This window comes from Allobosea sp. R86505, assembly GCF_042466375.1.
GTDB lineage: Bacteria > Pseudomonadota > Alphaproteobacteria > Rhizobiales > Beijerinckiaceae > Allobosea.
Window position 1 is genome coordinate 871946 of the sequence record NZ_JAXHPY010000001.1, and the last position, 25856, is coordinate 897801.

24 protein-coding genes and 1 pseudogene are annotated in these 25856 nt (G+C 68.1%); 12 read left to right on the plus strand and 13 right to left on the minus strand.

Annotated elements, in window-relative coordinates; all coding sequences use genetic code 11:
- Window positions 1-39: 39 nt before the first annotated feature.
- Window positions 40-738 (minus strand): uracil-DNA glycosylase, encoded by a 699-nt coding sequence (gene ung / locus SJY11_RS04210; RefSeq protein ID WP_376985176.1) that lies wholly within the window; start codon window positions 736-738, stop codon window positions 40-42.
- Complete coding sequence (locus SJY11_RS04215; protein ID WP_376985177.1) at window positions 735-2255, minus strand: bifunctional metallophosphatase/5'-nucleotidase; 1521 nt, start codon at window positions 2253-2255, stop codon at window positions 735-737. The genes ung and SJY11_RS04215 overlap by 4 nt, the downstream gene beginning before the upstream one ends.
- A 273-nt stretch (window positions 2256-2528) precedes the next feature.
- Between SJY11_RS04215 and hemH the strand changes: the two genes are divergently transcribed.
- Complete coding sequence (gene hemH / locus SJY11_RS04220; protein ID WP_376985179.1) at window positions 2529-3593, plus strand: ferrochelatase; 1065 nt, start codon at window positions 2529-2531, stop codon at window positions 3591-3593.
- 234 nt (window positions 3594-3827) lie between these two features.
- Here hemH and SJY11_RS04225 read toward each other — a convergent pair whose 3' ends face one another.
- The 3 genes from SJY11_RS04225 to SJY11_RS04235 form a co-directional block, all read right to left on the minus strand.
- Window positions 3828-5237 carry a hypothetical protein gene (locus SJY11_RS04225; RefSeq protein WP_376985180.1) on the minus strand — a complete coding sequence of 470 codons (1410 nt, stop codon included), beginning with the start codon at window positions 5235-5237 and terminating at the stop codon, window positions 3828-3830.
- Window positions 5238-5415: 178 nt separating this feature from the next.
- Window positions 5416-6369 (minus strand): acetyl-CoA carboxylase carboxyltransferase subunit alpha, encoded by a 954-nt coding sequence (locus tag SJY11_RS04230; protein WP_376989250.1) that lies wholly within the window; start codon window positions 6367-6369, stop codon window positions 5416-5418.
- 106 nt (window positions 6370-6475) lie between these two features.
- On the minus strand, window positions 6476-7243 hold the full coding sequence (locus SJY11_RS04235) for a class I SAM-dependent methyltransferase (protein ID WP_376985181.1): 768 nt from the start codon (window positions 7241-7243) through the stop codon (window positions 6476-6478).
- A 141-nt stretch (window positions 7244-7384) separates the two neighbouring features.
- On the opposite strand from SJY11_RS04235, the gene gloB reads away from it, so the two are divergent.
- Genes gloB through SJY11_RS04250 form a run of 3 tightly spaced genes read left to right on the plus strand, consistent with a single transcriptional unit; the run spans window position 7385 to window position 9390 of the window.
- Window positions 7385-8149, plus strand: coding sequence for a hydroxyacylglutathione hydrolase (gloB, locus tag SJY11_RS04240; protein WP_376985182.1), 765 nt, complete (start codon window positions 7385-7387; stop codon window positions 8147-8149).
- A 15-nt stretch (window positions 8150-8164) separates the two neighbouring features.
- On the plus strand, window positions 8165-8620 hold the full coding sequence (locus tag SJY11_RS04245) for a cupin domain-containing protein (protein WP_376985183.1): 456 nt from the start codon (window positions 8165-8167) through the stop codon (window positions 8618-8620).
- A gap of 5 nt (window positions 8621-8625) precedes the next feature.
- Complete coding sequence (locus SJY11_RS04250; protein WP_376985184.1) at window positions 8626-9390, plus strand: GNAT family N-acetyltransferase; 765 nt, start codon at window positions 8626-8628, stop codon at window positions 9388-9390.
- Between the two features lie 108 nt (window positions 9391-9498).
- Here SJY11_RS04250 and SJY11_RS04255 read toward each other — a convergent pair whose 3' ends face one another.
- A complete protein-coding gene (locus tag SJY11_RS04255) occupies window positions 9499-10734 on the minus strand; it encodes a metal-dependent hydrolase family protein (protein WP_376985185.1) in 1236 nt (411 codons plus the stop codon).
- 31 nt (window positions 10735-10765) lie between these two features.
- Window positions 10766-11242: a DUF2938 domain-containing protein gene (locus tag SJY11_RS04260; RefSeq protein WP_376985186.1), complete on the minus strand. Its 477-nt coding sequence runs from the start codon at window positions 11240-11242 to the stop codon at window positions 10766-10768.
- Between the two features lie 237 nt (window positions 11243-11479).
- Between SJY11_RS04260 and SJY11_RS04265 the strand changes: the two genes are divergently transcribed.
- From SJY11_RS04265 to SJY11_RS04275, 3 genes are all read left to right on the plus strand, one after another.
- Window positions 11480-12574 (plus strand): ROK family protein, encoded by a 1095-nt coding sequence (locus tag SJY11_RS04265; protein WP_376985187.1) that lies wholly within the window; start codon window positions 11480-11482, stop codon window positions 12572-12574.
- A gap of 232 nt (window positions 12575-12806) precedes the next feature.
- A complete protein-coding gene (locus tag SJY11_RS04270; RefSeq protein ID WP_376985188.1) occupies window positions 12807-15419 on the plus strand; it encodes a DUF3772 domain-containing protein in 2613 nt (870 codons plus the stop codon).
- A gap of 43 nt (window positions 15420-15462) precedes the next feature.
- Window positions 15463-15948 (plus strand): CAP domain-containing protein, encoded by a 486-nt coding sequence (locus tag SJY11_RS04275; protein WP_376985189.1) that lies wholly within the window; start codon window positions 15463-15465, stop codon window positions 15946-15948.
- A 20-nt stretch (window positions 15949-15968) separates the two neighbouring features.
- On the opposite strand, the gene SJY11_RS04280 is transcribed toward SJY11_RS04275, so the two are convergent.
- Both SJY11_RS04280 and SJY11_RS04285 read right to left on the minus strand, forming a co-directional pair.
- On the minus strand, window positions 15969-16796 hold the full coding sequence (locus tag SJY11_RS04280; RefSeq protein ID WP_376985190.1) for an OmpA/MotB family protein: 828 nt from the start codon (window positions 16794-16796) through the stop codon (window positions 15969-15971).
- Between the two features lie 3 nt (window positions 16797-16799).
- On the minus strand, window positions 16800-17567 hold the full coding sequence (locus SJY11_RS04285) for a motility protein A (RefSeq protein WP_376985191.1): 768 nt from the start codon (window positions 17565-17567) through the stop codon (window positions 16800-16802).
- 132 nt (window positions 17568-17699) lie between these two features.
- Between SJY11_RS04285 and SJY11_RS04290 the strand changes: the two are divergent.
- Together SJY11_RS04290 and SJY11_RS04295 are read left to right on the plus strand one after the other, a co-directional pair.
- A pseudogene (locus SJY11_RS04290) lies at window positions 17700-19515 on the plus strand (glucan ABC transporter ATP-binding protein/ permease).
- Window positions 19516-19649: 134 nt separating this feature from the next.
- Window positions 19650-20783, plus strand: a complete 1134-nt coding sequence (locus SJY11_RS04295) for a calcium:cation antiporter (protein WP_376985192.1) — start codon at window positions 19650-19652, stop codon at window positions 20781-20783.
- A 71-nt stretch (window positions 20784-20854) separates the two neighbouring features.
- Here the strand turns inward: SJY11_RS04295 and SJY11_RS04300 are convergent, their stop codons facing one another.
- The 4 genes from SJY11_RS04300 to SJY11_RS04315 all read right to left on the minus strand — a co-directional run bounded on the left by SJY11_RS04300 (window position 20855) and on the right by SJY11_RS04315 (window position 23919).
- A complete protein-coding gene (locus SJY11_RS04300) occupies window positions 20855-21256 on the minus strand; it encodes a hypothetical protein (protein WP_376985193.1) in 402 nt (133 codons plus the stop codon).
- 100 nt (window positions 21257-21356) lie between these two features.
- Window positions 21357-21908 carry a hypothetical protein gene (locus tag SJY11_RS04305; protein WP_376985194.1) on the minus strand — a complete coding sequence of 184 codons (552 nt, stop codon included), beginning with the start codon at window positions 21906-21908 and terminating at the stop codon, window positions 21357-21359.
- Between the two features lie 239 nt (window positions 21909-22147).
- Entirely contained in the window at window positions 22148-23299 is a 1152-nt protein-coding gene (gene aroB, locus SJY11_RS04310) for a 3-dehydroquinate synthase (RefSeq protein WP_376985195.1), read from the minus strand.
- Window positions 23296-23919, minus strand: a complete 624-nt coding sequence (locus SJY11_RS04315; RefSeq protein WP_376985196.1) for a shikimate kinase — start codon at window positions 23917-23919, stop codon at window positions 23296-23298. Before SJY11_RS04315 ends, aroB begins: the two co-directional genes overlap by 4 nt.
- Window positions 23920-24089: 170 nt before the next feature.
- Here SJY11_RS04315 and SJY11_RS04320 point away from each other — a divergent pair, with 170 nt between their 5' ends.
- Genes SJY11_RS04320 through SJY11_RS04330 form a run of 3 tightly spaced genes read left to right on the plus strand, consistent with a single transcriptional unit; the run spans window position 24090 to window position 25762 of the window.
- The gene (locus SJY11_RS04320; RefSeq protein WP_305689369.1) at window positions 24090-24236 is read left to right on the plus strand and encodes a histidine kinase; all 147 of its coding nucleotides are present in this window, start codon (window positions 24090-24092) and stop codon (window positions 24234-24236) included.
- The gene (locus SJY11_RS04325) at window positions 24233-25162 is read left to right on the plus strand and encodes a site-specific tyrosine recombinase XerD (protein WP_376985197.1); all 930 of its coding nucleotides are present in this window, start codon (window positions 24233-24235) and stop codon (window positions 25160-25162) included. The genes SJY11_RS04320 and SJY11_RS04325 overlap by 4 nt, the downstream gene beginning before the upstream one ends.
- 9 nt (window positions 25163-25171) lie before the next feature.
- Window positions 25172-25762 carry a HutD/Ves family protein gene (locus tag SJY11_RS04330; RefSeq protein ID WP_376985198.1) on the plus strand — a complete coding sequence of 197 codons (591 nt, stop codon included), beginning with the start codon at window positions 25172-25174 and terminating at the stop codon, window positions 25760-25762.
- Window positions 25763-25856 lie beyond the last annotated feature (94 nt).

Genomic DNA, 25856 nt, shown 5'->3' on the forward strand with positions numbered 1-25856 from the left:
CCTCGACCTGCTGAAGTTCCTTGGCGCAGGAGGGCGCGCTTACCAGCGGATCGGCGCCTCGCCCTGCCGCTCCAGCCAGGCATTGGCGTGGGAGAAGGGTCGGGAGCCGAAGAAGCCGCGGCTCGCCGAAAGGGGCGAGGGGTGGGGGCTTTCCAGCACATGGTGGCGGCCCTCGTCGACGAGGGCGCGCTTGGTCTGGGCCGGCTTGCCCCAGAGGATGAAGACGACGTGAGGCCGCGTCGCGGAGACGGCGCCGATGAGCGCATCCGTCACGGCGCCCCAGCCGAGCAGCAGATGAGAGCCGGCCTTGGAGGCGCCCTCGCGCACGGTCAGCGCGGTGTTGAGCAGCAGCACGCCCTGTCTGGCCCAGCGCGTGAGATCGCCATCGGCAGGCGGGGCCAGGCCGAGATCGGACTGGCGTTCGCGGAAGATGTTGACGAGCGAGCGCGGCAGTGGCGGCGGGCCGACATAGGAGAAGGCAAGGCCATTGGCGTGGCCCGGCGTCGGATAGGGGTCCTGGCCGAGAATGACGACGCGCACGCTCTCCAGAGGCGTCAGGGACAGCGCCGCGAAGACGCGCTCGGGCGCCGGCGCGACGACATGGCCCGCTTCGCGCTCGGCATCGGCGGCGGCGCAGGCGTGCTCGGCCGCTCCGCCGGGGGCAAAGACCGGGAGCGCGCCCCAGCCCGTCGGCCCGGCCCCCGTGCGAAAGGCGGCGAGCGCCGCGCGGCAGCTCACTTCAGGACGATCCGGCCCTCGACCCTGGCGTCGATCGTGCCGAGCTTGCGCAGATAGACCATCACCTCATTGGCCATCAGCTTGCCGTCGGTCAGGCCGATCAGCGTCTTGCCGCGCGCCAGCGCCGTGTAACCATCGCCGCCCCCCAGCATGAAGTCGTTCGAGGCGACGGTGTATTTGCCGGCCGGGTCGATCGGCTGGCCATCGACCGTGATCGAGAGCACGCGGGAGCCCTGGGGCTGCTTCAGATCCGCCTCGAATTTGAAGCCGGAGATGACGGGGAAGCGTCCCGCACCCTGGGGCGCGTTGCGCAGGCCGTTCTCGAGCGCGTCCTTGACGTCCTTGCCGGTGATCTCGACCATCACGGTCGCATTGCCGAAGGGCAGTTCGCTCAGCACGTCGCGACGGGTCAGCTTGTGGCCGGCCGGATACTGCTTGTTGGCGCGGATGCCGCCGGCATTGGTGATGGCGAGCTTGGCGCCGGTGGCGGCGCGGATTGCGTCGGCGATGAGGTTGCCGATCGCCGCCTCCTGGGTGCGGATGACGCCGGTGCGGGAATCGAGCGGCGCGGCCAGCACGGCGACGTCGATGTCGAGCTCCTTGGAGAGCTCGGATTCGTAGCCCTTCACCAGGGCCGCGACCTCGGGGTCGGGCGTGGCCGACCGGGAGTCGTTGACGCGGAAGGTCGGGGTCCAGGAAACCTGCCGGGCTGCACCCTCGCCACGCACGCTGACGGCCACGTCGATGGCGGTGACGTAATTGCCCTCTTCGTTGGACTCCACCATCACGACCCTGCCGTCATAGGCGATGGCGAGGTCGTGGTCGTGGCCGGTGAGCAGGATGTCGACGACGCGCGAGCGGACGATCTCGTTGTCCATGGCCCGGTCGGCATGGACGACCGCGACGAGCACGTCGGCGCCCTGGCTCTTCAGCACCTTCGCCTCGCGGCGCAGCGCCTCCATCGTCGAGGAGAACTTCAGGTCGCCGGGATTGGAAATCTGCGGCGTGGGATCGAAGGTCGTGCCGATGACGCCGACCTTGAAGCCGCCGAGCTCGAAGATCTGCGAATCCTTGTGGCCGGGCAGGGGCTGGCCGGCCGCGTCGCGCAGATTGGCGGCGAAGGTCGGGTAGGTCTGGGCGGCCGTCAGCTTAAGATAGTTCTCCTTGCCGAAGTCGAATTCATGGTTTCCGGGCACGAAGACGTCGAGCCCCATCTTGTTCTGCATCGCGACGATATGGGCGCCCTGGTCGAAACCCGACATCAGCGAGGGCGAGTAGCAGTCGCCGGCATGGCAGAAGAGCAGCGGCACGCCCTTGGCGCGCTCGGCCCTGGCGATGCCGGCCGCCCGCGCGAAGCCGCCACGGCCCTTGTCGTCGCTCATCTTGTAGATGTCGTTGACCAGCAGCAGGGTGAAGGCTGGCGCCGGCTGCTGCGCGATCGCGGCCGGGGCGGTGGCGGCGAGCGCGGCCGGTGCGGCGATGACGCCGAGCGCGTTGCGGCGGGTGAGCTTGGTCATGCGAGGACGCCTCTGCTTGAGAACTGCTCCAGATTAGCAAAGCCCGCGCCATGCTGGCCAGCGGAACCACAGGTGCCTGCAGGACATCTGCGGCGTCATGTGATGTCGCACCCCTTTGCGTCGCACTGGACGAAACTGGTAACTCGTCTAAATCACGCCTGCGGCAGGGGCGCGCGCCAGGGCGATCCCGGCCGCAGGCGTGAGTTTCGCATCCGGCCTCGCCGCAAGCCGTGTTCCCGGTCCCCGGCCGGTGCCTGAAGGACATCCGCGATCATGACAGTCCAGACCAAGCCGGCCGCCGATATGAGGGCCGTGGTGCTCCCGCCCGACCATCCGCCGGTCCGCACCGGGCGCATCGGCGTGCTGCTGATGAATCTCGGCACGCCCGAGGGCACGACCTACTGGCCGATGCGCGCCTATCTCAAGGAGTTCCTCTCCGACCGGCGGGTGATCGAGACCTCGCGCTGGCTGTGGTGGCCGTTGCTCAACCTCGTGATCCTGACCACCCGGCCGAGCCGCAAGGGCAAGGATTACGCTTCGGTCTGGAACAATGAGCGCGACGAGGGGCCGCTGAAGACGATCACGCGCTCGCAGACCGAGCAGCTCGCGGCGCGGCTCACGGCCGAGCATGGCGAACGGCTCGTCTTCGACTGGGCGATGCGCTACGGCCTGCCGGATGTGAAGAGCCGGCTGGAGGCGCTGCTCGCCCAGGGCTGCGACCGCATCCTGATGGTGCCGCTCTACCCGCAATATGCGGCGCCGACCTCGGCGACGGCCTGCGACCAGGCCTTCCGGGCGCTGATGACGATGCGCTGGCAGCCGGCGGTGCGCGTGGCGCCGCCCTATCACGACGACCCGGCCTACATCAAAGCGCTGGCGGATTCGATGCGCGCCTCGCTGGCCAAGCTCGATTTCGACCCCGAGGTCATCCTCTGCTCCTTCCACGGCATGCCGAAGGACTATTTGCTCAAGGGCGACCCCTATCACTGCCACTGCGCCAAGACCTGGCGGCTGCTGCGCGAGGAACTCGGCTACAGCCGCGAGCGCTTCCGCATGACCTTCCAGTCCCGCTTCGGGCCCGATGAGTGGCTGAAGCCCTATACCGACGAGACGGTGAAGTCGCTGGCCTCGTCGGGCGTGAAGTCGATGGCGATCGTGGCGCCGGGCTTCTCGGCTGATTGCCTCGAGACGCTCGAGGAGCTCGATGTCGAGAACCGCGAGATCTTCCTGCACAATGGCGGGCAGCAATTCGCCTATATGCCCTGCCTGAACGATTCGCCCGAAGGCGTCGACGCGATCGAGGCCGTGGTGCGCCGCGAGTTGATGGGCTGGGTCTGATCCGGGGCGGGCTCCGCCCGGCCCACTCGACATCGGCGATCCGCGGCGGGGTCAGGAGGCGGCGGCGGGGGCCGGCCCCCGCCGAGGAGGCGTCCTTATCACCGTTCCAGGCACGTGCTCGAGGCCCGTCACGCACCGGCGCGCTTCGGGGCTCGTATCGGCATGGATCGGACAATCACAGCCGAACGGGCGAGGCGGCGTCCGCCTGCCTGAGCCCGGGCCGGTTCGTCTGACTCAGCGCGTCGCCGGCTGGCTGGCAAAGGCGGTGGCAGGCTGGTCCAGCCGGGTGGTGCGCAGACGATCCGTGCGACGCGGCGGCAGAGGTGCGACGACCTCGGTCGGTGTCGTGGGCACGACGGAGGCCACCGGGGCGCTGGCCTGCGATCCGCCTGGCGCGCCGATCAGCGGCACGAAACTCAGTGCACGCCGATAGAAGGGCTCGCTTTCGGCGGAAGCCGTTCCGAAGGATCCCGTGGTCACCGGTGCCGCGGTGGCCGCGCCGGGCTGAACCCGTGCAAGCTGGGTCGTGGCCGCCGGCGCCGCGGCGCGGGCCGGCTCGGGCTTCGCGGGTTCGCTCCTGGCAGGCTCCGGCTTGGCCGCGGCAGCGGCGACCGCTGCCAGGACGACCTCGTTGTCGGCCGATTCGGCCCGGATCGTGGCCTTGGCATTGCCCCTGTCGTCGAGCACGACGACGCGCGGGCCGGCGGTCAGCGCATCGGGGCGGCTGATCCCGACATCGCGCGAACCCCAGGAGGCGGCGCGGTTCAAGGTGTCGGAGCCACTGGCGACGAGGGTGCGCTTGAAGGTGCCGTGCTGGTCGCCGTCGTCATAGATCAGCTTGACCGCGGGCGTGCCCCTGGCGACGAGGGCCGCGACCTGAGTTTCGTCCTGCTGGCGCTTGCGCTGCACGGCCTGGGCGACGGCGGGGTCGCCATTGCCGGCGTTGAAGACGTAGCGGCCACCATTGACGGCGACCTGCGGCTCGTCGCCGGTCACCTCGAAATAGTCGGTGCCTTCCTTCAGGTTCTTCCAGAAGGCGATGTTGGAATCGAGCCGGTGCTTGGCGAGGTTCTCCGGCGTCATCCGGAAGGGCAGGGCCTGCATCTGCACCGTCCGCTGGCCGCCATTGTGGGCCTCGCGGACGAGCGCGTAGATCTCGCCCATCTGGTCGTCGGTCATCGAATAGCAGCCGGCGGAGGAGCAGGCGCCATGCACCATCAGATGTGCGCCGGTGCGGCCATGGGCCCGGTCATAGGCGTTGGGGTAGCCCATGTTGAAGGAGACGTAATAGGCCGAGTTCGGGTTCATCTGCGCGGGGCTGATCGCGTAGAAGCCCTCGGGCGCCATCCGGTCGCCTTCGCGGATCTTGGGGCCGAGCTGGCCGGACCAGCGGCACATCGGGTAGGTCTTGAGCAGTGCATACTGGCCATTGGCCTTGCGCTTCCAGACCTCGAGCTCCGATTCCTTCTTGTAGGACCGGATCAGGATCGGCTGATCCTTGCTCATGCCCTTCTCGGACATCAGCGCATAGGTCGCGGCCGGGATCGGGATGTGATGGCGCGCGGAGCCGCGATAGCGGTTTTCCTCGCAGGCGCCCAGGGACAATGCAACCAGAGCCACGAGCGTGAGTTGCTTCAATGCCACGTCGTCAATCCCATCGAACGGCCGGCCAGACACAGGCGACCTCTGACTGCGCAAGACGGCCAAATTGTGCCCGTCTCCCGTTGTAGAAGCGTTAGCCTTGAAGCTTCCTTACCACAGGCGACCGGCGCAAGGCCATGGTCAAGGCACCGTTAAGGCGCCGGCCGGCCCGGGGCCGGCGTCAGAGATTGCGCCCGATCGCCAGGAACTTCTCGGCGCGGCGGTCGACGATTTCGTCGGCGGACAGCCCCCCCAGCTCCGAGAGCGCCGACGACAGGGCGTCGCCGGCGCGCGCGATCACGGCATCGTGGTCGCGGTGCGCGCCGCCGGTCGGCTCGCTGACGATCCGGTCGATGATGCCGAATTTCAGGAGATCCTGTGCCGTGATCTTCATGCCGGTGGCGGCGTCCTGCGCGCGCGCCGTGTCGCGCCAGAGGATCGAGGCCGCGCCTTCCGGCGAGATCACCGAGTAGATCGCGTGTTCCAGCATCATGACCCGGCTGGCCGCCGCAATCGCGATGGCGCCACCCGAGCCGCCCTCGCCGATGACGAGCGCGATGCTCGGCGTGCGCAGGCCGAGCCAGGTCTCGGTCGAGCGGGCGATGGCCTCGGCCTGGCCGCGCTCTTCCGCCTCGATGCCCGGATAGGCGCCGGCCGTGTCGACGAAGCTCAGCACCGGCAGGCCGAAGCGGTCGGCCAGCTCGACGAGGCGGACCGCCTTGCGGTAGCCCTCGGGCTTGGCCATCCCGAAATTGTGCCGGATGCGGGTCTCGGTCGAATCACCCTTCTCCTGGCCGATGACGCAGACCGGCTCGCCCCGGAAACGGCCGAAGCCGCCGACGATGGCCTCGTCCTCGCCGAAGGCGCGGTCGCCGGCGAGGGGCGTGAACTCCTCGATCAGGGCGGCGCAGTAGTCCTTGAAGTGCGGGCGCTGCGGGTGGCGGGCCACCAGCGTCTTCTGCCAGGGCGTCAGGGCGCCGTAGAGTTCCTTGAGCGCCTGCGCGGCCTTGGCGTCGAGCCTGCCGATCTCGTCGGCCAGGGCATAGCCCTCGCCCTTGGCCTGGAGGGCTCGCAACTCATCCGCCTTCGCCTCCAGTTCGGCGACCGGCTTTTCGAAATCGAGATAGCTTCGCATCGTGGTCCAGTTCAGGTTCCGCGCCGGGAGGTCCCTGCGCATCGAGCGTCTTGCGGAACCGGGCTCGCGAAAAGCGGCGGACCTTGGTCGCGCGTCGGGTTCTTTGTCAACCCGGAGGAGGGCGACCGGGATCCCTTCCGATCCGCGGGGCCGGTGTCGGCTGCGGCAGCAGGATCGGCCTGAAGGCGAAGCTGCGCCGGGTCGCCCGCAGCGGAATGCGCCGATAGACTTGCTTGGTCGCGTCGATGACGTGGACGCCGGCGAAGGGCAGGGACAGCCCCGCCCCGAGACGCTCCCAGGCCGCGGCCGAGCGCAGCAGCAGCCTCTGGCGCAGGGGCGGCACGTAGAGGGCCTCGGACCAGCCTTCGGGCGAGAACTCGGCCGAGCGCATCAGCGCCTCGAGCTGGCTGCGGCTGAAGGGCCGGCCCTGGCCGAAGGGCGTGCCGTCCATGCGCGCCCACAGGCCGCGACGGCTGGGCACGACCAGGATCATGCGCCCGCCGGGCGAGAGCACGCGGGCCACCTCCTCGATCAGGTCGTCGGGGCTTTCGGTCTCCTCCAGCGCATGGACCAGCACCACGCGATCGATCGAGGCGGTCGGCAGCGGCAGCAGCGTCGGCTCGACCAGGGCGGAAGCCGACAGGCCCTGATGCGGCCAGTTCACCACGCCTTGCGCAGCCGGCATGAAGGCGATCACCCGCTCGGCGTCGCGACCGAGGACGGAGAGATAGGGGGTGGCGTAGCCCAGGCCGAGGAGGCGCTGGCGGGCGCAATCGGGCCAGAAGCGCAGCATCGCCGTGCCGATGAAGCGCCGCGCGACATGGCCGAGCGGGCTGGCATAGAAACTGCGCAGATCGGCGACGTCGAGGGACATGCCGCTGGAAGATGTGATGCCGGGCGGGGCTGCGCAAGGGCGGCCGGCGGGCCTTCGGGGCTTCGCTGCCGGCCCGGCAGGCTGGTGTCGGCGGGCGGCATTGTTTATGCGCGACAGAACCGCGTTCTTCCGGAGACTCCCATGGCGCTCGATCTCCACGTCTTCCGCACGCTCGGCGACAATGCCGGCGCACTGCTCCACGACCCCGCCAGCGGCGCCTGCGCCGCCATCGACGTGCCCGATGCCGGGGAGGTTATGGCCGCGGCCGAGGCCAAAGGCTGGTCGATCAGCGAGATCTTCGTCACCCACGCCCATGGCGACCACACGCAAGGCGTCGCCGCGGTGAAGCAGGCGACCGGGGCGAAGGTCTGCGGGCCGGCCGACGCCGCCGGCCAGGCGCCGCTCGACCGCGTCCTCTCCGAGGGCGACGCTGTGTCCTTCGGCGGGGAGAGCTTCGAGATCTGGCATACGCCGGGGCATTGCGAGGGGCATCTGAGCTTCGTCTCGCGCGGCGCGAAGCTCGCCTTCGTCGGCGACGTCGTCTTCGTGATGGGCTGCGGGCGCGTCCAGCCGGGCCAGATGGCGGCGATGTGGACCTCGCTGTCGCGGCTGATGGCGCTGCCGGGCGATACGCGGCTGCTCTGCGGCCACGACTACACGCTCTCCAACGCCCGCTTCGCCGCGGCGATGGAGCCGGCCAATGCGGCGCTGACGGCCCGGCTCGCCGAGGCCGAGGCAGCCAAGGCGGAGGGACGCTTCTGGGCCCTGACGAGCGTCGCCGAGGAAGCCGCCACCAACCCGTTCTTCCGGGCCGGCGAAGGCGCGCTGGCCGCGGCCGTCGGGCTCAACGGCGCGCCGGCGGGCGAGGTCTTCGCCGCGCTGCGCGAAGCCAAGAACCGGTTCTAGAAAGGGGCGTCACGCATGACACTCAACGGCCTGAGCGCTGCCGAGGTGATCCGTCTGCTCGAGCTGAAGCCCCATCCCGAGGGTGGCCATTATCGCGAGACCTTCCGGGACCCGCGGGAGGTCGACGGCCGCAGTGTCGGCACCGCGATCTACTATCTCCTCGACACCGGCGAGACGTCCGAGTGGCATCGCTGCGACGCGGCCGAGATCTGGCACCATTATGCCGGGGCGCCGCTGGTGATCAGCGTCTCGCCCAATGGGCACGACGCCTCGGCCCATCATCTCGGCGGCGATCTCGCGGCCGGGCAGCGGCCGCAATTCGTGGTGCCGGCGGGCTGGTGGCAGAGCGCGACCTCGCTCGGCGCCTGGACGCTGGTCGGCTGCACCGTGGCGCCGGGCTTTTCCTTCGAGGGCTTCGAGATGGCGCCGCCCGGCTGGCGGCCGACCCCGCGGAAGGCCGGACAGGGATGACGGCGATGGCGACGGACACGGATATGGGGCTCGTGCTCGCTTGCGAGCGGCGGATCGTCAATGCCTGGCCGTCGCCGGCGACACTCCTGATCGACGACTGGGTGGTGCGCTTCGCGGGCGGCTATTCCGGCCGGGCGAACTCCGCCTCGCCGCTCAAGCCCGGCGCCGAACTCGACGAGGCGACGCTCTCGCTGATCGAGGAGCTGTTCCGGTCGGACGGGCTGCCGCCCTGTATCCGGCTGACGCCGCTGGTCGGCGAGGCGACGCTGGCGATGGTCAAGGCCCGCGGCTATGTCGTGCGCGACGCCTCCTTCGGGCTGATCCGTCCGCTCGACGACGTGGTGGCCGAGATCGAGCCCGACCTCCAGATCGAGGCGCGCCCGAGCGCCGATTGGATCGCCGGGGTGGCGGCGCGGCAAAGCGGCATCAAGTCGGATCCGGAGAAGCTTGCGGCGATCGTAGGCGCGGTGCGGCTGCCGGCCGCCTTCGCGACCTGGCTGATCGCGGGCGAGCCGGTCGCCTTCGGCATGAGCGTCGCCGAGCGCGGCATGGCCGAGATCGGCAGCGTCGTGGTCGATCCCGCCCATCGCGGCCAGGGGCTGGGCCGGCGCCTGATCGGCGGGCTGATGGGCTGGGCGCGCGCGATGGAGTGCCGGCAGGCCTATCTCCAGGTCGACCAGACCAACGCCGTCGCGCTCCGCCTGTATGGCTCGCTGGGGTTCAAGCAGCTCTACGCCTATGAGACGCGGGTTCTCAACCTGGCGGGGTGAATGGGCGTCATTCTCGGGCTTGACCCGAGAATCTCCGGCCGGATGAGGCGCCGGAGACATCTGGTCACGAGATGCTCGGGTCTTCGCCCGAGCATGACGCGGTTGCCCTCAGCCCAGGCTCGCGCGCTTCATGAAGGCGCCGCCCTTCATGATCAGCGGCATGTGCCTGCCCTGGCGGGTGAGCAGCGAGAGGTCCTTCAACGGGTCGCCGTCGACGACGATCAGGTCGGCATGGGCGCCGGGCGCGATCGTGCCGATCTGGCCCTCGAGCTTGAGCAGCTTGGCCGCGACATGGGTGGCCGAGCCGATGACCTCATGGGCCGGCAAAGCGCGGCCGCGGATGACGAACTCCTCGGACTGGTATTTGTGCATCTCGCCGAGCAGATCTGAGCCATAGGCCATGGCGAGGCCGGCCTTCTTCATGACCGCCAGCGAGTTCATGCCGGCCGAGCGGACGACATCGACCTTCGCGACCGAATCCGGCGGGAAGCCGAGCTTGGGGCCGTCGGTGACGAGCTTGTCGTAGGTGACGAGGGTGGGAACCGCGACGGCGCCCTTCGAGGCGGCGAGCTTGGCCGTCTCGGCCTCGATCAGGTTGCAATGCTCCAGCGAATGGACGCCGGCCTCGACGCAGCGGCGGATCGCCTCGTCGGTGTAGACATGGGCGGAGACGTAGGTACCTGCCATCCGCGCCTCCTCGACGATCGCCTCGAGCTCGCTGACCGAGAAGCCGAGGAAGTGGATCGGATCGGTCGGCGAGGCGCAGCCGCCATTGGCCATGATCTTGATGAAGTCGGCGCCGCCCTTCATTTCCTCGCGGGCGGCGCGGCGGACCTGGTCGAGCCCGTCGCAAATGCGCCCGAGCGCGCCGAGGCGGTGGCGGGTCAGCGGCGTCGTGGCGTCGTCATAGCGGCCGCGGAAATCGGCATGGCCGCCGGTCTGGCTCAGCGCCTTGCCGGAGATGACGAGACGCGGCGTCGGGAAATGGCCTTCCTCGGTCGCCTGTTTCAGGCCGAAATCGGCGCCGCCGACATCGCGCACCGTGGTGAAGCCACGCATCAGCATCTCGCGCATGATCACGAAGGAGCGTGCGGTGACGAGGGAATCCGGCAGCTGCGCGTTCTTACCGAGATCGGCGACGCCGGCGACGACATGGACATGGGCGTCGATCAGGCCAGGCATCAGGGTCTTGCCCTTCAGATCCACAACCTTGGCCTTGGCGGAGGAAACGGCCTTGCCGACCTCGCGGATGGTGCCGCCCTCGACGAGGACGCTGACGGGCGCGCCCGCTTCCGGCGCCGTGCCGTCGACGATGCGGGCATTGATGAAGAGCGTGCTGGCCATGATGTCAGTCTCGAACAGAGGAAGGTGGGATTCAGCGGATGAGGAGGGCGGTGCCCCAGAGGCCGACCGCGAAGACGGTGTGGCCGACGATGTTCAGCAGCCGCACCGTATTGGCATTGGCGCGCTTCGAAGCGGCAATGCCGGCGCCCATGCCGGGCTGGAGGATGAACCAGCCGCAGCCGACCGTGGCGAGGCCAACGATCAGCGTCGGCACGAAAGCCGGGTTGCGGACCCAGCCGGCGCCCCAGATGGCGACGACGATGCCCGCGAAGAGGATGCCGACCGCGTAATGCGCGATCCAGCCGATCGCCAGTTCGTTGCGGACGGGCTGCGATCGGGTGATGTCCTCGTGCAGGACGCGTCCGCGCGGCAGATGCGCGAACCAGCGTCCGACCAGGGCCCAGTTCGGCAGGGGAAAGCCGAAGACACGCTTCAGAAGCATCGCCCAGAGGTCGAGCAGAGCCGTGGCGCCGATGCCGATGAGCACCGTCTTGATCAGCACTTCCATTCCGTCATCCCCCCGGCACGCGGATCGCGTGTCCGTCTCGCGCCGCTGGACGGCGTCTTTCTGCAGATCGGCCCATGGAGCGGAGAACGCCGGGCCGGGTCAACCGGCGAGCGAGGCGAAAGCGGCGCGGCCGGCGCAGGCGCGCCATGCGCCAGGCGCTTTCATGCGCGGCCGGAACCTCGCCTCGCATCGAGGGTTTGCTTGGCGGGCTGAACGGGCATGCCGGGGGGATCAGAGATGGGCGGCGCTGCGGCAGGGACGACCCGCACCAGGGACGCACGGCCCCACGGGCCGCATGGCGCCCTGGAGCTGCCCTCGGTCGTGGTTACCAGCTACAACCTCGAAATGCGCGACGAGGACGGCTTCGTCGGCGACAAGGCCAGCCGGAGAGCTTTCGTCGAGCATCTCGACGCGCTGCGCGATCATCTGCGCGCCCAGAGCGATGATCCCCTGAAGGGGGATACCGGGGCAATCAGCAAGCGCGACCTCGATGCGCTGCTGTCGGATGGCGATCCGCACCAGGCGGCGCTGGTGCTCAGTGCCATCGAGGGTTTCGCCCAGTCGCTGGCCTTCGTGATCCGACGTTTCGTACGGCTGAAGAGCTGGGCCGAGGTCGAACGCATCGTGGTCGGCGGCGGCTTCCGTGACAGCCGCGTCGGCGAGCTCGCGATCGGGCGCGCCGGAATCATCCTGAGCACCGACGGACACGGCATCGATCTGGTGCCGGTCAGCCATCATCCCGACGAGGCGGGCCTCGTCGGCAGCGCCCATCTCGCGCCGACATGGATTTTCGAGGGCTTCGACAGCCTGGTCGCCGTCGACATCGGCGGCTCGAACATCCGCACCGGCATCGTCGAACTGCGCCAGGGCAAGGCCCCCGATCTGCGCAAAGCGCGCGTGTCCTCGTCCGAACTCTGGCGGCATGCCGATGAGGAGCCGAGCCGCGACGAGGCGATCGCGCGACTGTGCAAGATGCTGAAGGGGCAGATCAAGCAGGCGAAGAAAGACGGGCTGAGGCTGGCTCCCTTCATCGGCGTCGGCTGCCCCGGGATGATCGGGCCGCATGGTGCGATCGATCGCGGCGCCCAGAACCTGCCCGGCAACTGGGAAAGCAGCCGCTTCAACCTGGTCGACAGCATCCGCGCCCTGGTGCCGACCATCGGCGAGCACGAGACGCTGGTGACGATGCACAACGATGCCGTGATCCAGGGCCTGAGCGAAATGCCGGCCATGCAGGATGTCGAGCACTGGGCGGTGCTGACCATCGGCACCGGGCTCGGCAACGCCAGCTATCGCAACCGGACGCGGCCGAAGGGCAAAAGCAAGTCCTGATCTGCGAGGTCGTGTCCTGATCTGCGCGGTCCATGGTGGGGGCGCCTTGAAGATGTCCGCTTTGCCGTGAATGGAGGAGACGGCGGCCGCGCCGCGCCCCTTCTGCCGTTCCCTTCACGACAGGTTTTTGCGTTTGTCTGCCGATTGTCTGCGCCGCGCTTGCCTTGTCGCCGGAGCTGTGGCGACGGTCGAGCCAGCGGCGAATCATCCATCTGAGCGAGGCTTTTCCGGCATGGCTGCGCGACCCGGCCCAGTGCCCTTCCCGATGCCGCGCGCGCTGGCCCGCGTCTTCGCCGCCCTGGCCCTGCTGGTCATGGTCCTGCTCGCAGCCGGCCAGGGACTGGCCCAGCAGCCGCCCGCCGATGCCAGCTCGGCGCGGGCGCGGCTGGACGCCATTCGTCTGGAACTGGCACAGATCGAGGCGACGCTGGCGGCGCCGACGGCGACGGAAGCGGAGTTGCAGCGCCAGCGCATGCGCCTGCAACCATCGCTGGACCAGCTGCGGCAGCTGATCGAGGAGCAGGCGCCGCGGGTGGACCAGGCCAGGGTGAGGCTCGAACAGCTCGGGCCCAAGCCCGAGGCCAGCGCGCCGCCGGAGAATGCGGAGGTGCTGCGCGAGCGCGAGGCGCGGTCGAAGGCCTTCTCGGATGCCGACGAGACCCTGAAGATCGGGCGCGCCGCCTTCGCGCAGGCGGAACAGCTGCAGACCGCCATCGCCGACCGCCGCCGCGCGCTCTTCGCCCAGACGCTCTTCGCCGCGGGGCCGACGGTGCTGAGCCCCGACATGTGGTCGAACGCGTTCTCGACCGCGCCGGAGGATCTTCGGGCTTCGGGTTACATCTTCGGCGGTTGGCTGTCGGGCGTGGCCACGGCGATGTCGGACCTCCGCGGCGGGCTGGTTGCCCTCTCCTTCCTCGGGGCGCTGCTGCTCTATCTGATCCGCCGCCGCTATCTGCCCCGCTTCAAGGCCCGCTTCAGCAACACGCAGGACACCGACAGCCTGCATTGCCTCTACATCGCGTTCGCCCATGTCGTTGCGGGCGCCGCGCCGCCGGCACTGGCGAGCTGGCTGATCTACGCCGCGCTGAACACGGCCGGGCTGCTGCCGCTGCGGATCCAGCCCGTGGTGACGGCCGTCGTGGCGGGGCTCGCCGTGGTGGCCTTCGTCCAGGCGCTGCTCGACGCGCTGTTCGCGCCGAGCCAGCCGCAGCGGCGCCTCGTCAGCGTGATGGATTCGACCGCCTCAACCGTGGTCTGGCTCGGAACCTCGCTAGCGGGGGTGCTCTCGATCAGCAAGGTGCTCGAGGCCTGGCTGACGGCGATCGCTGCGGGCCTGGCGGTCTCGATCATCCTGCGCAGCGTGCTGGTGATCATTTTCGCCGTCACGCTCGTCGTTGGTCTCTACCGGCTGCGCGACAACGAGGAGATCGAGGAGGAGGCCTGCCTCGGCCCCTATGTCGCCGTCGAGGGCGCGAGCCTAGGCCCGATCCGCCTTGTCGGCTGGCTCATCGGAATCGTCCTGTCGCTGTCGGTCCTGGGCGGCTATGTCGTCTTCGCCTCCTTCCTGACCGAGCAGGTGATCTGGATCGGCATGGTCGCCTGTAGCCTGGTGTTGATCTACCAGCTTGTCGACCAGGGCATTCCGCATGCGATGACCGGCAAGGGCCAGCTCGCCCTGACGCTGAAGGCCGGTCTCGGAATCCGTGCCCAGACGCTCGACAAGATCGCGGTGATCGCCGCCGGCCTACTGAAGCTGATGCTGATCATCGTCGGCTTCCTGCTGGTGATGGCGCCGTGGGGGCTGGAATCGACCGATTTCGTTACCTCTTTGCGGGCGGCCTTCTTCGGCTTCCAGGTCGGCGGCGTCACGATCTCGCTGTCCTCGATCATCTTCGGCGGCCTGCTTTTCGCGGCCGGGCTGACGGCGACGCGTTCGCTGCAGGGCTGGCTCGAGGTCAAGTTCCTGCCGACGACGCAGCTCGACACGGGCCTGCGCAACTCGATCACCACGGCGGCGGGCTATGTCGGCTACCTCGCGGCGATGGCGCTGGCGGTCTCGGCGCTCGGCCTCAGTCTCGAGCGGCTGACGCTGGTGGCAAGCGCGCTGTCGGTGGGCATCGGCTTCGGCCTGCAGTCGGTGGTCTCGAACTTCGTCTCGGGTCTGATCCTGCTCTGGGAGCGGCCGATCCGCGTCGGTGACCAGGTCGTGGTCGGTGACGCCGAAGGCATCGTCAAGAAGATCAATGTGCGCTCGACGGAGATCGCGACCTTCGACCGCTCCTCGGTGATCGTGCCGAACTCGAACCTGATTTCCGGCGTGGTCAGGAACCGCGTCCGCAACGACCGCACGGGCCGCATCCTGATCTCGCTCTCGGTGCCGCGCAGCTTCGAGGCCGGGGCGGTGCGGAACCTGCTCAGCGAGGTCGCCAATGCCCATGGCGACGTCATGCAGAAGCCGCCGCCGACGATCCTGTTCAAGAAGATCGGCACCGCGACGATGGATTTCGACCTGGTCTGCGTCGTGGCCGATGTCGACATCGTCGGCCGCGTCACCAGCGACCTGAACTTCGCCATCCACAAGCGCCTGACCGAGATGGAGCCCGCCTCCGGCACGCCGGAGCTGCTGGTCAAGGGGCTGGAGGGCGTCGAGCAATCGCTCGGCAGCATCGCCGCGGCGGTGAACCGCGAGGGCGCGGTCATGGGCCCCCGGCCGGGCCCTCCCGCGAAGGCGCCCTCTCGCAGCCGGCGCCGGGCGGAGCCTTCCGAGGACGAATCCGAGGCCGAGGCCCCGGCCGCTCCTGCGGCACCGGCGCCGGATCCCGTCAAGGACGACAGCAAGGAATGATGCGATGCTCAATCATCGGCGCGGCACGGCGGATCGGCGCGCCTTGACCTGTCCTGCCCTCATCGCCGGCGCGCTGGCTCTGGTCGGTGCCGCCGGCTGCACCGAACCGGCGAGGACCGGCCAGCCCGCCTTCTATCGCGATCTCGGATCGGCTACGGCGCGGGTCGATGCGAACGAAGCCCGGGCGATGATCTCGGCCTATCGGCTCAATGCGGGGCTGAACCCCTTGAAGCTCAACCCGGCGCTGGTCGCAGCGGCGCAGGAAGAGGCGAGCGCGATGGCGGCCGCCGACAAGCCGGCGCAGGCCGAGGCGGTGAAGGCGCGGCTGGCGCGCGGCGGGCAGCCCGGTGCGGAGGCCAATCTCTCGGCCGGCTATCGGCGGCTGGCGGAAGCCTTTTCGGGATGGCGGGATTCGCCGCAGCACGACCGCGTGATGAAGACACCGGGCGCAACCCGGATGGGCATCGCCACGGCCTATGCGCCCGGCTCGAAATACCAGGTCTACTGGGCGCTGATCCTGGCGCCGTAGCGCCGTAGCGCGGGGGGGCGTCAGGGCGTCAGGACGTCGGGGAGGGCCGGCGCGTCGGCCTTGAGCGTGATCGAGATGCGCCGGTTCACTGCGAGATAGGGGTTGTCCTTGATCAGCGGCTCGTTCGACCCCTTGCCGGTGAGCGAGTCGAAGCGATCATCCGCGACTCCCGCATTGGCGAGCATGTCGCGCACCGCCATCGCCCGGCCGACCGAGAGCGCCCACTGGTCGCGCTCGCCGGGGTTGCCCGGGCGGGCCGAGGCGGTGTGGCCGGAGATGATGACCTTATTGGGCAGCCGGCGGATCGTCGGCGCGACTGCGAGCATCAGCTTGCGCACGCGCTCGTTCGGCTGCACGGCGTTCTCCGCGAACATCGAACGGCCTTCCATGTCGACGAGCTGGATGTTGAGGCTGTCGTCGGTGACGGTGACGATGATGTTGGTCGCGAGTTCGGCGATCTCGGGCATTTCGCGCAGCGCCTGCCGCAACGAGACGGCGGCGCTGGCGAAGGCGCGGGCGCTCTCCGGGGTGGGCTGCGCGGCTTCGGGGTGACTCATATCCTTCGACGTCGTCAGGTCGGAGGGGAGGTCGGGCCGCTCGGGGCTGACATTCTTGATCTTGGTGCGGTTGGGCTGGCCGTCGATCTCGATGATGCCGGAATAGCGGATTTCCTTCTGGGTGCCGAAGGCCTCGCGCATCGAGCCGGCGACCACCTGCAGCTTGACCTTGTCCTGCGTCGAATAGGCCGCCAGCATGACAAAGAAGGCGAGGATCGCCGCCAGAAGATCCGCGAAGGTCGTCATCCAGGCCGGGGCGCCGGCGACCACAGGATCCTTCTTGCGGGCCAAGGCTCAGGCCTCCGCCATGGCGGCGCGGTGGTGGTCGGGCAGGTAGGCGACCAGCATCTCCTTGACCAGGGTCGAGCTCTTGTTGTCGCGGATCTGGAGAACGCCGTCGATGATCATGTTGCGGACGACCTCCTCCGCCTCGAGCTTGACGGCGAGCTTGTCGGCCAGCGGCAGGGCGAAGAGGTTCGAGATCACCGCCCCGTAGAGCGTCGTCAGCAATGCGATGGCCATGGCGCCGCCGAGCTTGGAAGGGTCGGACATGTTGGCGAACATCATGATCATGCCGAGGATGGTGCCGATCATGCCCCAGGCCGGTGCGGCGTCGCCGATGGCGCGGTAGACCTTGGCTCCGGCGTCGAGGCGCATCAGGAAGCTGTCGCGGTCTCGCTCCATCGTGTTGACGATGAAATCCTTGTCGTAGCCGTCGGCGAGGTAGCGCACGCCCTGCGCCAGGAAGGGCTCCGAGACGGTGACGTTCTCGAGTGCGGTCACGCCCTTCTTGCGGGCGATGTCGGCGAGCTGGGTGATCTCGTCGATGATGCTGCGCGGGGTCGAGGTCTTGTTGGTGAAGGCGTAGCGCGCACCCATCGGCAGGCCGGCCAGCATGACGGCGAGGGGATAGCGGATCATCGTGCCGGCAATGGTGCCGCCGACGACCATGACGACCGACAGCGAATCGAAGAACATGCCGCCGCCGCCGCCGGACAGGACCACGATGGCGGCGATCGTGCCGATGCCCAGCGCGATTCCGAGGCTTGTCGCGATGTCCATTATTCAACGCCCTCGACGCAACTGGAGCGCACGGCCCTTCTGGCCGACCGCTTCAAATTTCTAGGCGCCGGCCCTTGAAGGAAGGGTTAAGGATGAGGTTCGCTGCCGCCCGGCACCCGCCAGGATCCGATCATGAGTCTGTTTGCCATCTACGCCCGCGTTCTCGGCGAACTCGGCCCCGAGCGCCGGCTGGGGCTGATCCTGGCCTTCGCCAACATCCTGCTGGCGGCGACCGCCTTCGCCGAGCCGATGCTGTTCGGCGCGCTGATCGACAAGCTCTCGAGCGTCCAGGGGGCCGGGCAGAAGCTGAGCTGGGCCGACATCGGCCCGCTGATCCTGGCCTGGGTCGGCTTCGGGCTGTTCACCATCGGCGCCAGTGTCTTCGTCTCGCTGCATTCCGACCGGCTGGCGCATCGACGGCGCCTGGCGGTGATGGCGAATTTCTTCGAGCACGCGCTCAGCCTGCCGCTGGCCTATCACACGCAGACCCATTCGGGGCGCGTGCTGAAGGTCATGCTCGACGGCACCAGCGGCATGTGGGCGCTGTGGCTGTCCTTCTTCCGCGAGCATTGCGCCAGCCTCGTCGCGCTGTTTGTCCTGCTGCCCTTCACCTTGTGGAAGAACTGGCAGCTCGGCCTGCTGCTGATCTCGCTCGTCGTGCTGTTCGGCGCGCTCACGGCCTATGTCCTGCACAAGACCGACAAGTTGCAGAGCCATGTCGAAGGCTATCATTCGAGCCTCGCCGAACGGGCCTCCGACGCGCTCGGCAACGTGCCGGTGATCCAGAGCTTCACGCGCATCGAGGCGGAGGTGCGCGGCCTGCGCTCTACCATCGCCAGCCTGCTCGAGGCGCAATTGCCGGTCCTGTCCTGGTGGGCGATCGCGACGGTGGCGACGCGCGCCTCGGCGACACTGACCGTGCTCGCGATCTTCGTCGTCGGCGCCTGGCTCCTGATGCAGGGGCTGACCACGGTGGGCGAGATCGTGACCTTCATGGGCTTCGCCACGATGCTGGTCGGCCGGCTGGAGCAGATCGTCGCCTTCGTGAACTTCATCTTCATGCAGGCGCCGAAGATGCGCGAGTTCTACGAAGTGCTGGACACGCTGCCGGCGGTGCGCGACCTGCCGAGCGCGCCAGACGCCGGGCCGCTCTCGGGCGCGGTCGCCTTCGAGAAGGTCTCCTTCTCCTATGACGGCAAGCGCACCGCGGTGCGCGACGTCTCCTTCTCGGTTGCCCCGGGCGAGACCATCGCCATCGTCGGCTCGACCGGCTCGGGCAAGTCGACCACGCTCGGCCTGCTGCACCGCGCCTTCGACCCGCAATCGGGCCGGATCACCGTAGACGGGCAGGACATCCGCGAGATCTCGCTGCTCTCGCTGCGGCGCAACATCGGCGTCGTCTTCCAGGAGCCGATGCTGTTCGCCCGGACGATCCGCGAGAATCTGAGCGTCGGCAAGCCGGATGCGACGGAGGAGGAGATGATGGAGGCGCTCGAACCGGGCGCAGGCCACCGAGGTGATGGCGCGCCAGAGCGACGGGCTCGACACGATCGTCGGCGAGCGCGGCCGCACGCTCTCGGGCGGCGAGCGCCAGCGCCTCTCGATCGCGCGTGCGCTGCTCAAGAACCCGCCGATCCTGATCCTCGACGAGGCGACGTCGGCGCTCGACGCCGCCACCGAGGTCAAGCTGCAGAAGGCGCTCGAGGAGGTGATGAAGGGTCGCACCACCTTCGTCATCGCCCACCGCCTCGCCACCATCCGCAATGCCGACCGCATCCTCGTCTTCGAGCAGGGAGAGGTCATCGAGATGGGCTCCTTCGAGGACCTCGTCGCCAAGGGCGGGCGCTTTGCGGCCTTGGCTCGGGCGCAGTATCTCGTCACCGACAAGGCGGCCGCCCTCTCCGAGGAGGCCGCGAGCCCGCTGGCGCGGACGATCGCGCTCGACTGAAGGCGCTCGCGCCTGTGATCGGCTGAAACCTCGCCTCGTGCCGCGCGTTGACCCTGTGCAGGGTCGCCGCGCGCGGCCCTTTTCGTGTTTGCGCCGCTGGCGGGAAGCCTGCCCGCCAATCCCGAGGACAATTCTTGCCCGTCACCATCCTCCGCCTCGCCTGTGCCTGGGCGACCGTCGCCGCCTTCCTGCTGTTCGGAGGCGCCCTGCTCGGGCAACTCGGCGAGCCGGCGGTCGCGGCGCTGGTCTTCGTCTGGCTGCTCGGCGTCATCATCTGGGCGGCGTTTGGGGTGGTGCAGGAGGCGGAGGTGCTGGCGGGGCGGCTGGGCGAGCCGTTCGGCACGCTGATCCTGACGCTGTCGATCGTGATCATCGAGGTGGCGCTGATCTCGGCCGTCATGCTCGGCGCCAAGGGCGCGCCGACGCTCGGTCGCGACACGATGTTCGCGGTGCTGATGATCGTGCTCAACGGCGTGGTCGGGCTCGGCCTGCTCGTCGGCGGGCTGCGCCATTTCGCGCAGAGCTACAACATGAAGGGGGCCACCTCCTATCTCGCGGTCATCATCCCGCTGACGGTGATCCCGCTGGTGCTGCCGAACTTCACCACCTCAACCGGCCACGGCACGCTGACGGCGCTGCAGGCGATCTCGTTCTCGGTCTTCACGCTGGCGCTCTACGGCGCCTTCCTGGCGCTGCAGACCGGGCGGCATCGCAGCTTCTTCCAGCAGCCGACCAGCGACCAAGCGCCCCTGGCCCGAACCGCCCCCCGCCCGGCGCGTTCGGCGGACAGCGAGCCGGCGCCGCTTTCGCCCGGCGGGCCGACCGGACTGCGCGTCCTGCTGCTGCTCGCCAGCATCCTGCCGATCGTCATTCTCGCCAACAGCCTCGCGGCCGTGCTGAATTTCGGCATCGTCCAGCTCGGCGCGCCGGTGGCGCTCGGCGGCATCCTGATCGCGATGGTGGTCCTGACGCCCGAAGGCATCGCGGCGCTGCGCGCGATCAGCGCCAACCAACTCCAGCGCGCGATCAATCTCTGTCTCGGCGCCGCCACCTCGACGCTCGGCCTCACCGTGCCGGCCGTGCTGGCGATAGGCCTGTTCACGGGCCAGGAGGTCGTGCTCGGCCTGTCCGACGCCAACATGATCATCCTGGCGATGACGCTGCTGCTCTCAACCCTGACCTTCACCGGCACGCGCACGACGATGCTGGAGGGCGCCGTGCATCTCAGCGTGTTCTTCGTGTTCCTGGTGCTGGTGTTCAGCCCATAAAAGGTCGAGCTACAAACCAACCTTCTGCGCATTACATTCTGGCTTGCTCAAGGTATAAATATTAACGTTACTCAATTCTGTAAAGGCAGATCAGAAACAATGGCATCGGCTAAAATATAAATATCTTGAAAATCGTATTTGGTGCCGTGGTTCCAATAGCGGCCGTGAGCCAGCCAGTGTCTGAATTTGAGCATTCCGCGTAGCTTGCTGATGATGGCACGGGAGGATTGATCCACATGTTCAGTCCATACTGCTAATATGTCTTCATCTAGCCGTGCTTTGCGGCCACGTTTCTTGTGAATTTTCCGGAATTTAATCGAGACGTCGTCAGACATTTTCGACTTGCAGCGTACCTCGTAGTCTTGGCGAAGCGCGGCTTCGATGCGCGCGAGCGCGACAAGAGACGAGCGCATATCCGTCTCCGTCAGCCTTTCGGCCAGTTCTGCCGTCACTTCTTTGGCGAGGTACGTCATGAATCGCGTCGTATAATCAGGACTTGCGGATGAGAAAAAGATTCGCAGTGCCGCTGAAGCATCCGTGTGATACTCGGCTAAATCGGAGAGAGATGCGATTTTAGTCATCTGCGATAGTGAGTATAACGTCGAAGAATGTATCTTCCGTCAAATCAATGAATCGAACGTCCGGCGCAGGACTTATGATTTTCCACGCCCACTCGATGTCGCCCTCTCTTTCCGGGTGGGGCGGAGCCTTATATTCTCCGGCAGATGATACTGTTACCCGGATGAGCTGGCGCGCTGATGTAACTTTTTTATCTACAAGGCCAAGACGCACTATGCCGCGCGGACCTTGAACATCAACGCGTCCCTTTGAACCTATGAGCATGGTGCCGATTGGGTTAAATTTTATATTGGATCGGCCAATCCTTAGAATCATCTGTCTGACGACATAAATTCCGCTGAATTCTTCGTTCAGCTCAATGTCGCGAAATTCAATCTTCGCAGATCCCAATTTGATATATTTTTGCATGTATGACTCAACGTCTCGATATAGAGTGTCGAGGTAATCTTGCCATTCCTGAATTTGTTGAGCTGCATCGAGCGTGTCCGAATTGCTTGCCTGAGCTCTCTGGCGTTCAATGAATTTATCAAAGTCGGCTTTGCTCATATTTGACTCCTTGCAGCAGCATTCTTATCTACCGCATAATGCTCAACGCCGCCGATATGTCGCGCATGCATGTTTATTGCTCAATTTAAGTCTACGTGGCAATGCCTCGGGAAATGCCTAGGCTCCCAAGCTTGGCACTCCATCCAATCCCAAGCTTGGCCCTCAATCCAAAGTGATAAGGCTCCACAAGCTTACATCTCAAGTGCCAAGTTAACGGAACCCGCACGCGGCCCGGTCCGTCAGTGCGTCTGCCCGTTGACCGCCAACTCGCCCTCGATGAACGCCGTGACCTCCTCCGCCGCGACGCCATGCGCGATGAAGCTCTGGCCGATGCCCCGGGCGAGGATGAAGGTCAGCACGCCGCGGCGGACCTTCTTGTCCTGGCCCATGGCCGCGACGATCTCCTGCGCCGTGCCGGCCCCGCCCGGCACCTGCTGGAGCGTCGAGGGCAGGCCGACGGCGTCGAGATGGCGTGCGACGCGGGTTGCGTCCTGGCCGGAGCAGAGCCCCAGCCGCTGCGAGAAGCGGAAGGCGAGGGCGAGCCCGATCGCCACCGCCTCGCCATGGACGAGGCGGGTGGAGTCGTAGTTCGTCAGCCGCTCCAGCGCGTGCGCGAAGGTGTGGCCGAGATTGAGCAGCGCGCGGTCGCCCTCCTCGCGCTCGTCGCGGGCGACGATCGCTGCCTTGGCGCGGCAGGAGACGGCGACGGCATGGTCGCGCTCGGGGCCGCCCGCGATAATGCGGCTCCAGTTGACCTCGCACCAGTCGAAGAAGGCGGGGTCGTCGATCAGCCCGTATTTCACCACCTCGGCATAGCCGGCCTTGAACTCGCGTTCGCTGAGGGTGTCGAGCAGCGCGGTGTCGGCGATCACCAGTGCCGGCTGGTGGAAGGCGCCGATCAGGTTCTTGCCATGGCTCGAATTGATGCCGGTCTTGCCGCCGACGGAGGAGTCGACCTGCGCCAGCAACGTCGTCGGGATCTGCACGAAACGCACGCCCCGGCGCAGCACGGCCGCCGCGAAGCCGGTGAGATCACCCACCACGCCGCCGCCCAGCGCGATGACGAGGTCGTCGCGCTCGATCTTGGCCGCGAGCAGCGCGTCGCAGAGCGCGGTGAACGGGGCATAGGACTTCGTCGCCTCGCCCGGCGGCACGGTGATGCGGGTGAAGCCGATGCCCTCCTGCTGCAGGCAGGCCTCCAGCGCCGGGGCGTGGAGCGCGCCGACGCGCTCGTCGGTGACGACAGCGACCTTGGCGCCCGGCGCCATCGCGGCGATCAGGGCGGCGGCCTCGCAGAGCTGGTGGCGGCCGATATGGATGTCGTAGGCGCGGCCCTCCAGCGCGACCGGAACCGTGATCCGGGCGCCGGTCGGCGGGGTGGCTGTGGTCATGGTGTGGGCTTCCGGTCGGGAGGGGTGCACAGATGCCGGTCGAGCGCGGCGAGCGCCGCCGTCACCACGACGTCGTGGGGATCGTCGCGCGACAGCAGGGTGAGATCGGCGAGCGCATAGACGGGCTCGCGCTCGGCCAGCATCCGCCGCAATGTCGCCTCCGGATCGGCGGTTTGCAGCAGCGGCCGCTTCGCATTCTTGCGGACGCGCCGCATCAGCACCTCCGGCTCGGCCTTGAGCCAGATCGAGATGCCGAGATCGGCGATGCGGGCACGCGTCTCGGCGTTCATGAAGGCGCCGCCCCCGGTCGCCAGGACGAGGGGAGCACGCGTCGTCAGGATGCGGCTGATGACCCGGCGCTCGCCACTTCGGAATTCGGGCTCGCCGCGCTGGGCGAAGATCTCGGGGATCGTCATGCCGGCGGCGGTCTCGATCTCGGTGTCGGCATCGACGAAGGGCAGGCCGAGCCGCGTCGCCAGCCGGCGGCCGACGGAACTCTTGCCGGAGCCCATCATGCCGACGAGCACGATCGCCCGCGGGCCGATCGCCGCCCGCAGCGTCGCCGGGTCCGGGCCGATATCCTCACCTCTTGGCTGGTCGAGCGTCTCGACGATCGTCATTGCGATGGAAGCCTTGATCTTCAGCGCCCTTTAACATGAGCCGTCACACAACGTCAGGCCCCGTGCCGCATTTTGCCCGGCTTGTGGCCTCGCCGCCCTTGTCGGCATCCGCCATCTCCCGAAAGATGGCCGGCGCCATCGCAGTCACAGCCTCAAGGGTTCGCCTCATCGTGCCGACGCTGTTTCGTTTCGTCGCCTTCCTGGCCCTGCTCGGCGGACTCGTCTTCGGCGGCATGGTCGCCCTCGTCGCCTTCGTCAAGCCGGAGCCGCGCGAGATGATCGAGGTCGTGCCACCCTCGCGCCTGCAGCCGAAATGAGCCGGATCGGGCAGGCGCGGCGCAACGGCTTCCTCGACATGCTCGCCGCCGAGCGTGGCGCCGCCCGCAACACGCTCGACGCCTATCAGCGCGACATCGACGATTATCTGGAATTCCTCGGCGGGCGGGCGCTGGAGGCCGCGACGGCCGACGACATCCGTGGCTGGCTGGCGGATCTGTCCGCTCGAGGGCTGAAAGCCTCCTCGGCCGCGCGGCGGCTCTCGGCGGTGCGGCAGTTCCACCGCTTCCTCTACACCGAGGGCTTCGCGTCCAACGACCCGACCGCGGCGATCCAGGGACCGCGGCTCGGGCGGCCGCTGCCGAAGGTGATCTCGGTCGCCGATGTCGAGCGGCTGATCGCGACCGCGCGGGAGGCCTGCATGCGCGAGGGGCTGACGCCGACGGCGCGGCTGCGGGCGCTGCGGATGCGCTGCCTGATCGAGATGCTCTACGCCACGGGCCTGCGCGTCTCCGAACTGATTGCGCTGCCGCTCTCGGCCGCGACCACGCGCGAGCGCTTCCTGGTGGTGCGCGGCAAGGGCGGCAAGGAGCGGCTGGTGCCGCTGAACGAGCCGTCGCGTGAGGCGGCGAAGCTCTGGCTCGCGGCGCTGCGCGAGAGCGGCGCGAGCGACGGCCGCTGGCTCTTTCCCGCCGAGGGCGAGAGCGGGCATCTCACCCGCCAGGCCTTCGGGCGGGATCTCAAGGCGCTGGGCGGGGCGGCGGGGCTGCCGGGCGCTGCCTTGAGCCCGCATGTGCTGCGCCACGCCTTCGCCAGCCACCTGCTCCAGAACGGCGCCGATCTGCGCGTCGTGCAGGAGTTGCTGGGGCATTCCGACATCGCGACCACGCAGATCTACACCCATGTCCTCGACGACCGCCTGAAGAGCCTGGTGCGGGACCTCCACCCGCTGGCGGATGAAGCCTGAGAGAGCCCCATGACAACGACGCGCCTGACACCGCTGCCGCCCGAGAGCTTCCGCAGCAAGCCCTGGAAGAATGGCGGCGGCGTCACGGTCGACATCGCCGACGCCACCGCGCCCGGCGCCGACCCGTCCGGCTGGGAGGGCATGGTCTGGCGGCTCGGGCGCACGGCCATCGTCCAGCCCGGCCCGTTCTCCGACCTCACCGGCTATGAGCGGCTGCAGGCGGTGATCGTCGGCTCGGGCCTGGTGCTGGAGGGGTCTGCCGGCGCGATCGACCTGCGCCTGCCCTTCGTGCCGGTGCGCTATGATGGTGGGCTGCCGCTGGTCAGCAGGCTGGAGAACGGGCCGGTCGAGGTCGTCAACCTGATCGTCGACCGGGCGCTGTGCAGCGCCGATCTCAAGGTGATGGAGCCGGGTGAAGCCGTGGCGCTGACCGGCGGGATTTCGATCCTCTACGCCCCGGGCGAGGCCGTCACCGCTCGCTGCGACGATGCGGAGGTCACGGTTCCCGGCGGGCATGCTCTGCAGATCGTTGCGGAGGCGGGCGTCTCGCTGACGGTCGAGGCGGGTCAGGGCCTCCTGGCGTCGATCCGCCTGCGCTAGAGCATGACCCGTAGGTTCTGAAACGCGCCGTCATCCCGGCCGTAGCGAAGCGGAGCGTCGGGATCCATCGGAGGGCGCACCGCTTTAAGATGGA

What these genes read in the sequence shown, in the direction of transcription:
- SJY11_RS04215 (WP_376985177.1), bottom strand. Translation starts at nt 2,255, where the DNA reads ATGACCAAGCTCACCCGCCGCAACGCGCTCGGCGTCATCGCCGCACCG.
- hemH (WP_376985179.1), top strand. Translation starts at nt 2,529, where the DNA reads ATGACAGTCCAGACCAAGCCGGCCGCCGATATGAGGGCCGTGGTGCTC.
- SJY11_RS04230 (WP_376989250.1), bottom strand. Translation starts at nt 6,369, where the DNA reads ATGCGAAGCTATCTCGATTTCGAAAAGCCGGTCGCCGAACTGGAGGCG.
- SJY11_RS04235 (WP_376985181.1), bottom strand. Translation starts at nt 7,243, where the DNA reads ATGTCCCTCGACGTCGCCGATCTGCGCAGTTTCTATGCCAGCCCGCTC.
- gloB (WP_376985182.1), top strand. Translation starts at nt 7,385, where the DNA reads ATGGCGCTCGATCTCCACGTCTTCCGCACGCTCGGCGACAATGCCGGC.
- SJY11_RS04245 (WP_376985183.1), top strand. Translation starts at nt 8,165, where the DNA reads ATGACACTCAACGGCCTGAGCGCTGCCGAGGTGATCCGTCTGCTCGAG.
- SJY11_RS04250 (WP_376985184.1), top strand. Translation starts at nt 8,626, where the DNA reads ATGGCGACGGACACGGATATGGGGCTCGTGCTCGCTTGCGAGCGGCGG.
- SJY11_RS04255 (WP_376985185.1), bottom strand. Translation starts at nt 10,734, where the DNA reads ATGGCCAGCACGCTCTTCATCAATGCCCGCATCGTCGACGGCACGGCG.
- SJY11_RS04260 (WP_376985186.1), bottom strand. Translation starts at nt 11,242, where the DNA reads ATGGAAGTGCTGATCAAGACGGTGCTCATCGGCATCGGCGCCACGGCT.
- SJY11_RS04265 (WP_376985187.1), top strand. Translation starts at nt 11,480, where the DNA reads ATGGGCGGCGCTGCGGCAGGGACGACCCGCACCAGGGACGCACGGCCC.
- SJY11_RS04270 (WP_376985188.1), top strand. Translation starts at nt 12,807, where the DNA reads ATGGCTGCGCGACCCGGCCCAGTGCCCTTCCCGATGCCGCGCGCGCTG.
- SJY11_RS04285 (WP_376985191.1), bottom strand. Translation starts at nt 17,567, where the DNA reads ATGGACATCGCGACAAGCCTCGGAATCGCGCTGGGCATCGGCACGATC.
- SJY11_RS04300 (WP_376985193.1), bottom strand. Translation starts at nt 21,256, where the DNA reads ATGACGTACCTCGCCAAAGAAGTGACGGCAGAACTGGCCGAAAGGCTG.
- SJY11_RS04305 (WP_376985194.1), bottom strand. Translation starts at nt 21,908, where the DNA reads ATGAGCAAAGCCGACTTTGATAAATTCATTGAACGCCAGAGAGCTCAG.
- aroB (WP_376985195.1), bottom strand. Translation starts at nt 23,299, where the DNA reads ATGACCACAGCCACCCCGCCGACCGGCGCCCGGATCACGGTTCCGGTC.
- SJY11_RS04315 (WP_376985196.1), bottom strand. Translation starts at nt 23,919, where the DNA reads ATGACGATCGTCGAGACGCTCGACCAGCCAAGAGGTGAGGATATCGGC.
- SJY11_RS04325 (WP_376985197.1), top strand. Translation starts at nt 24,233, where the DNA reads ATGAGCCGGATCGGGCAGGCGCGGCGCAACGGCTTCCTCGACATGCTC.
- SJY11_RS04330 (WP_376985198.1), top strand. Translation starts at nt 25,172, where the DNA reads ATGACAACGACGCGCCTGACACCGCTGCCGCCCGAGAGCTTCCGCAGC.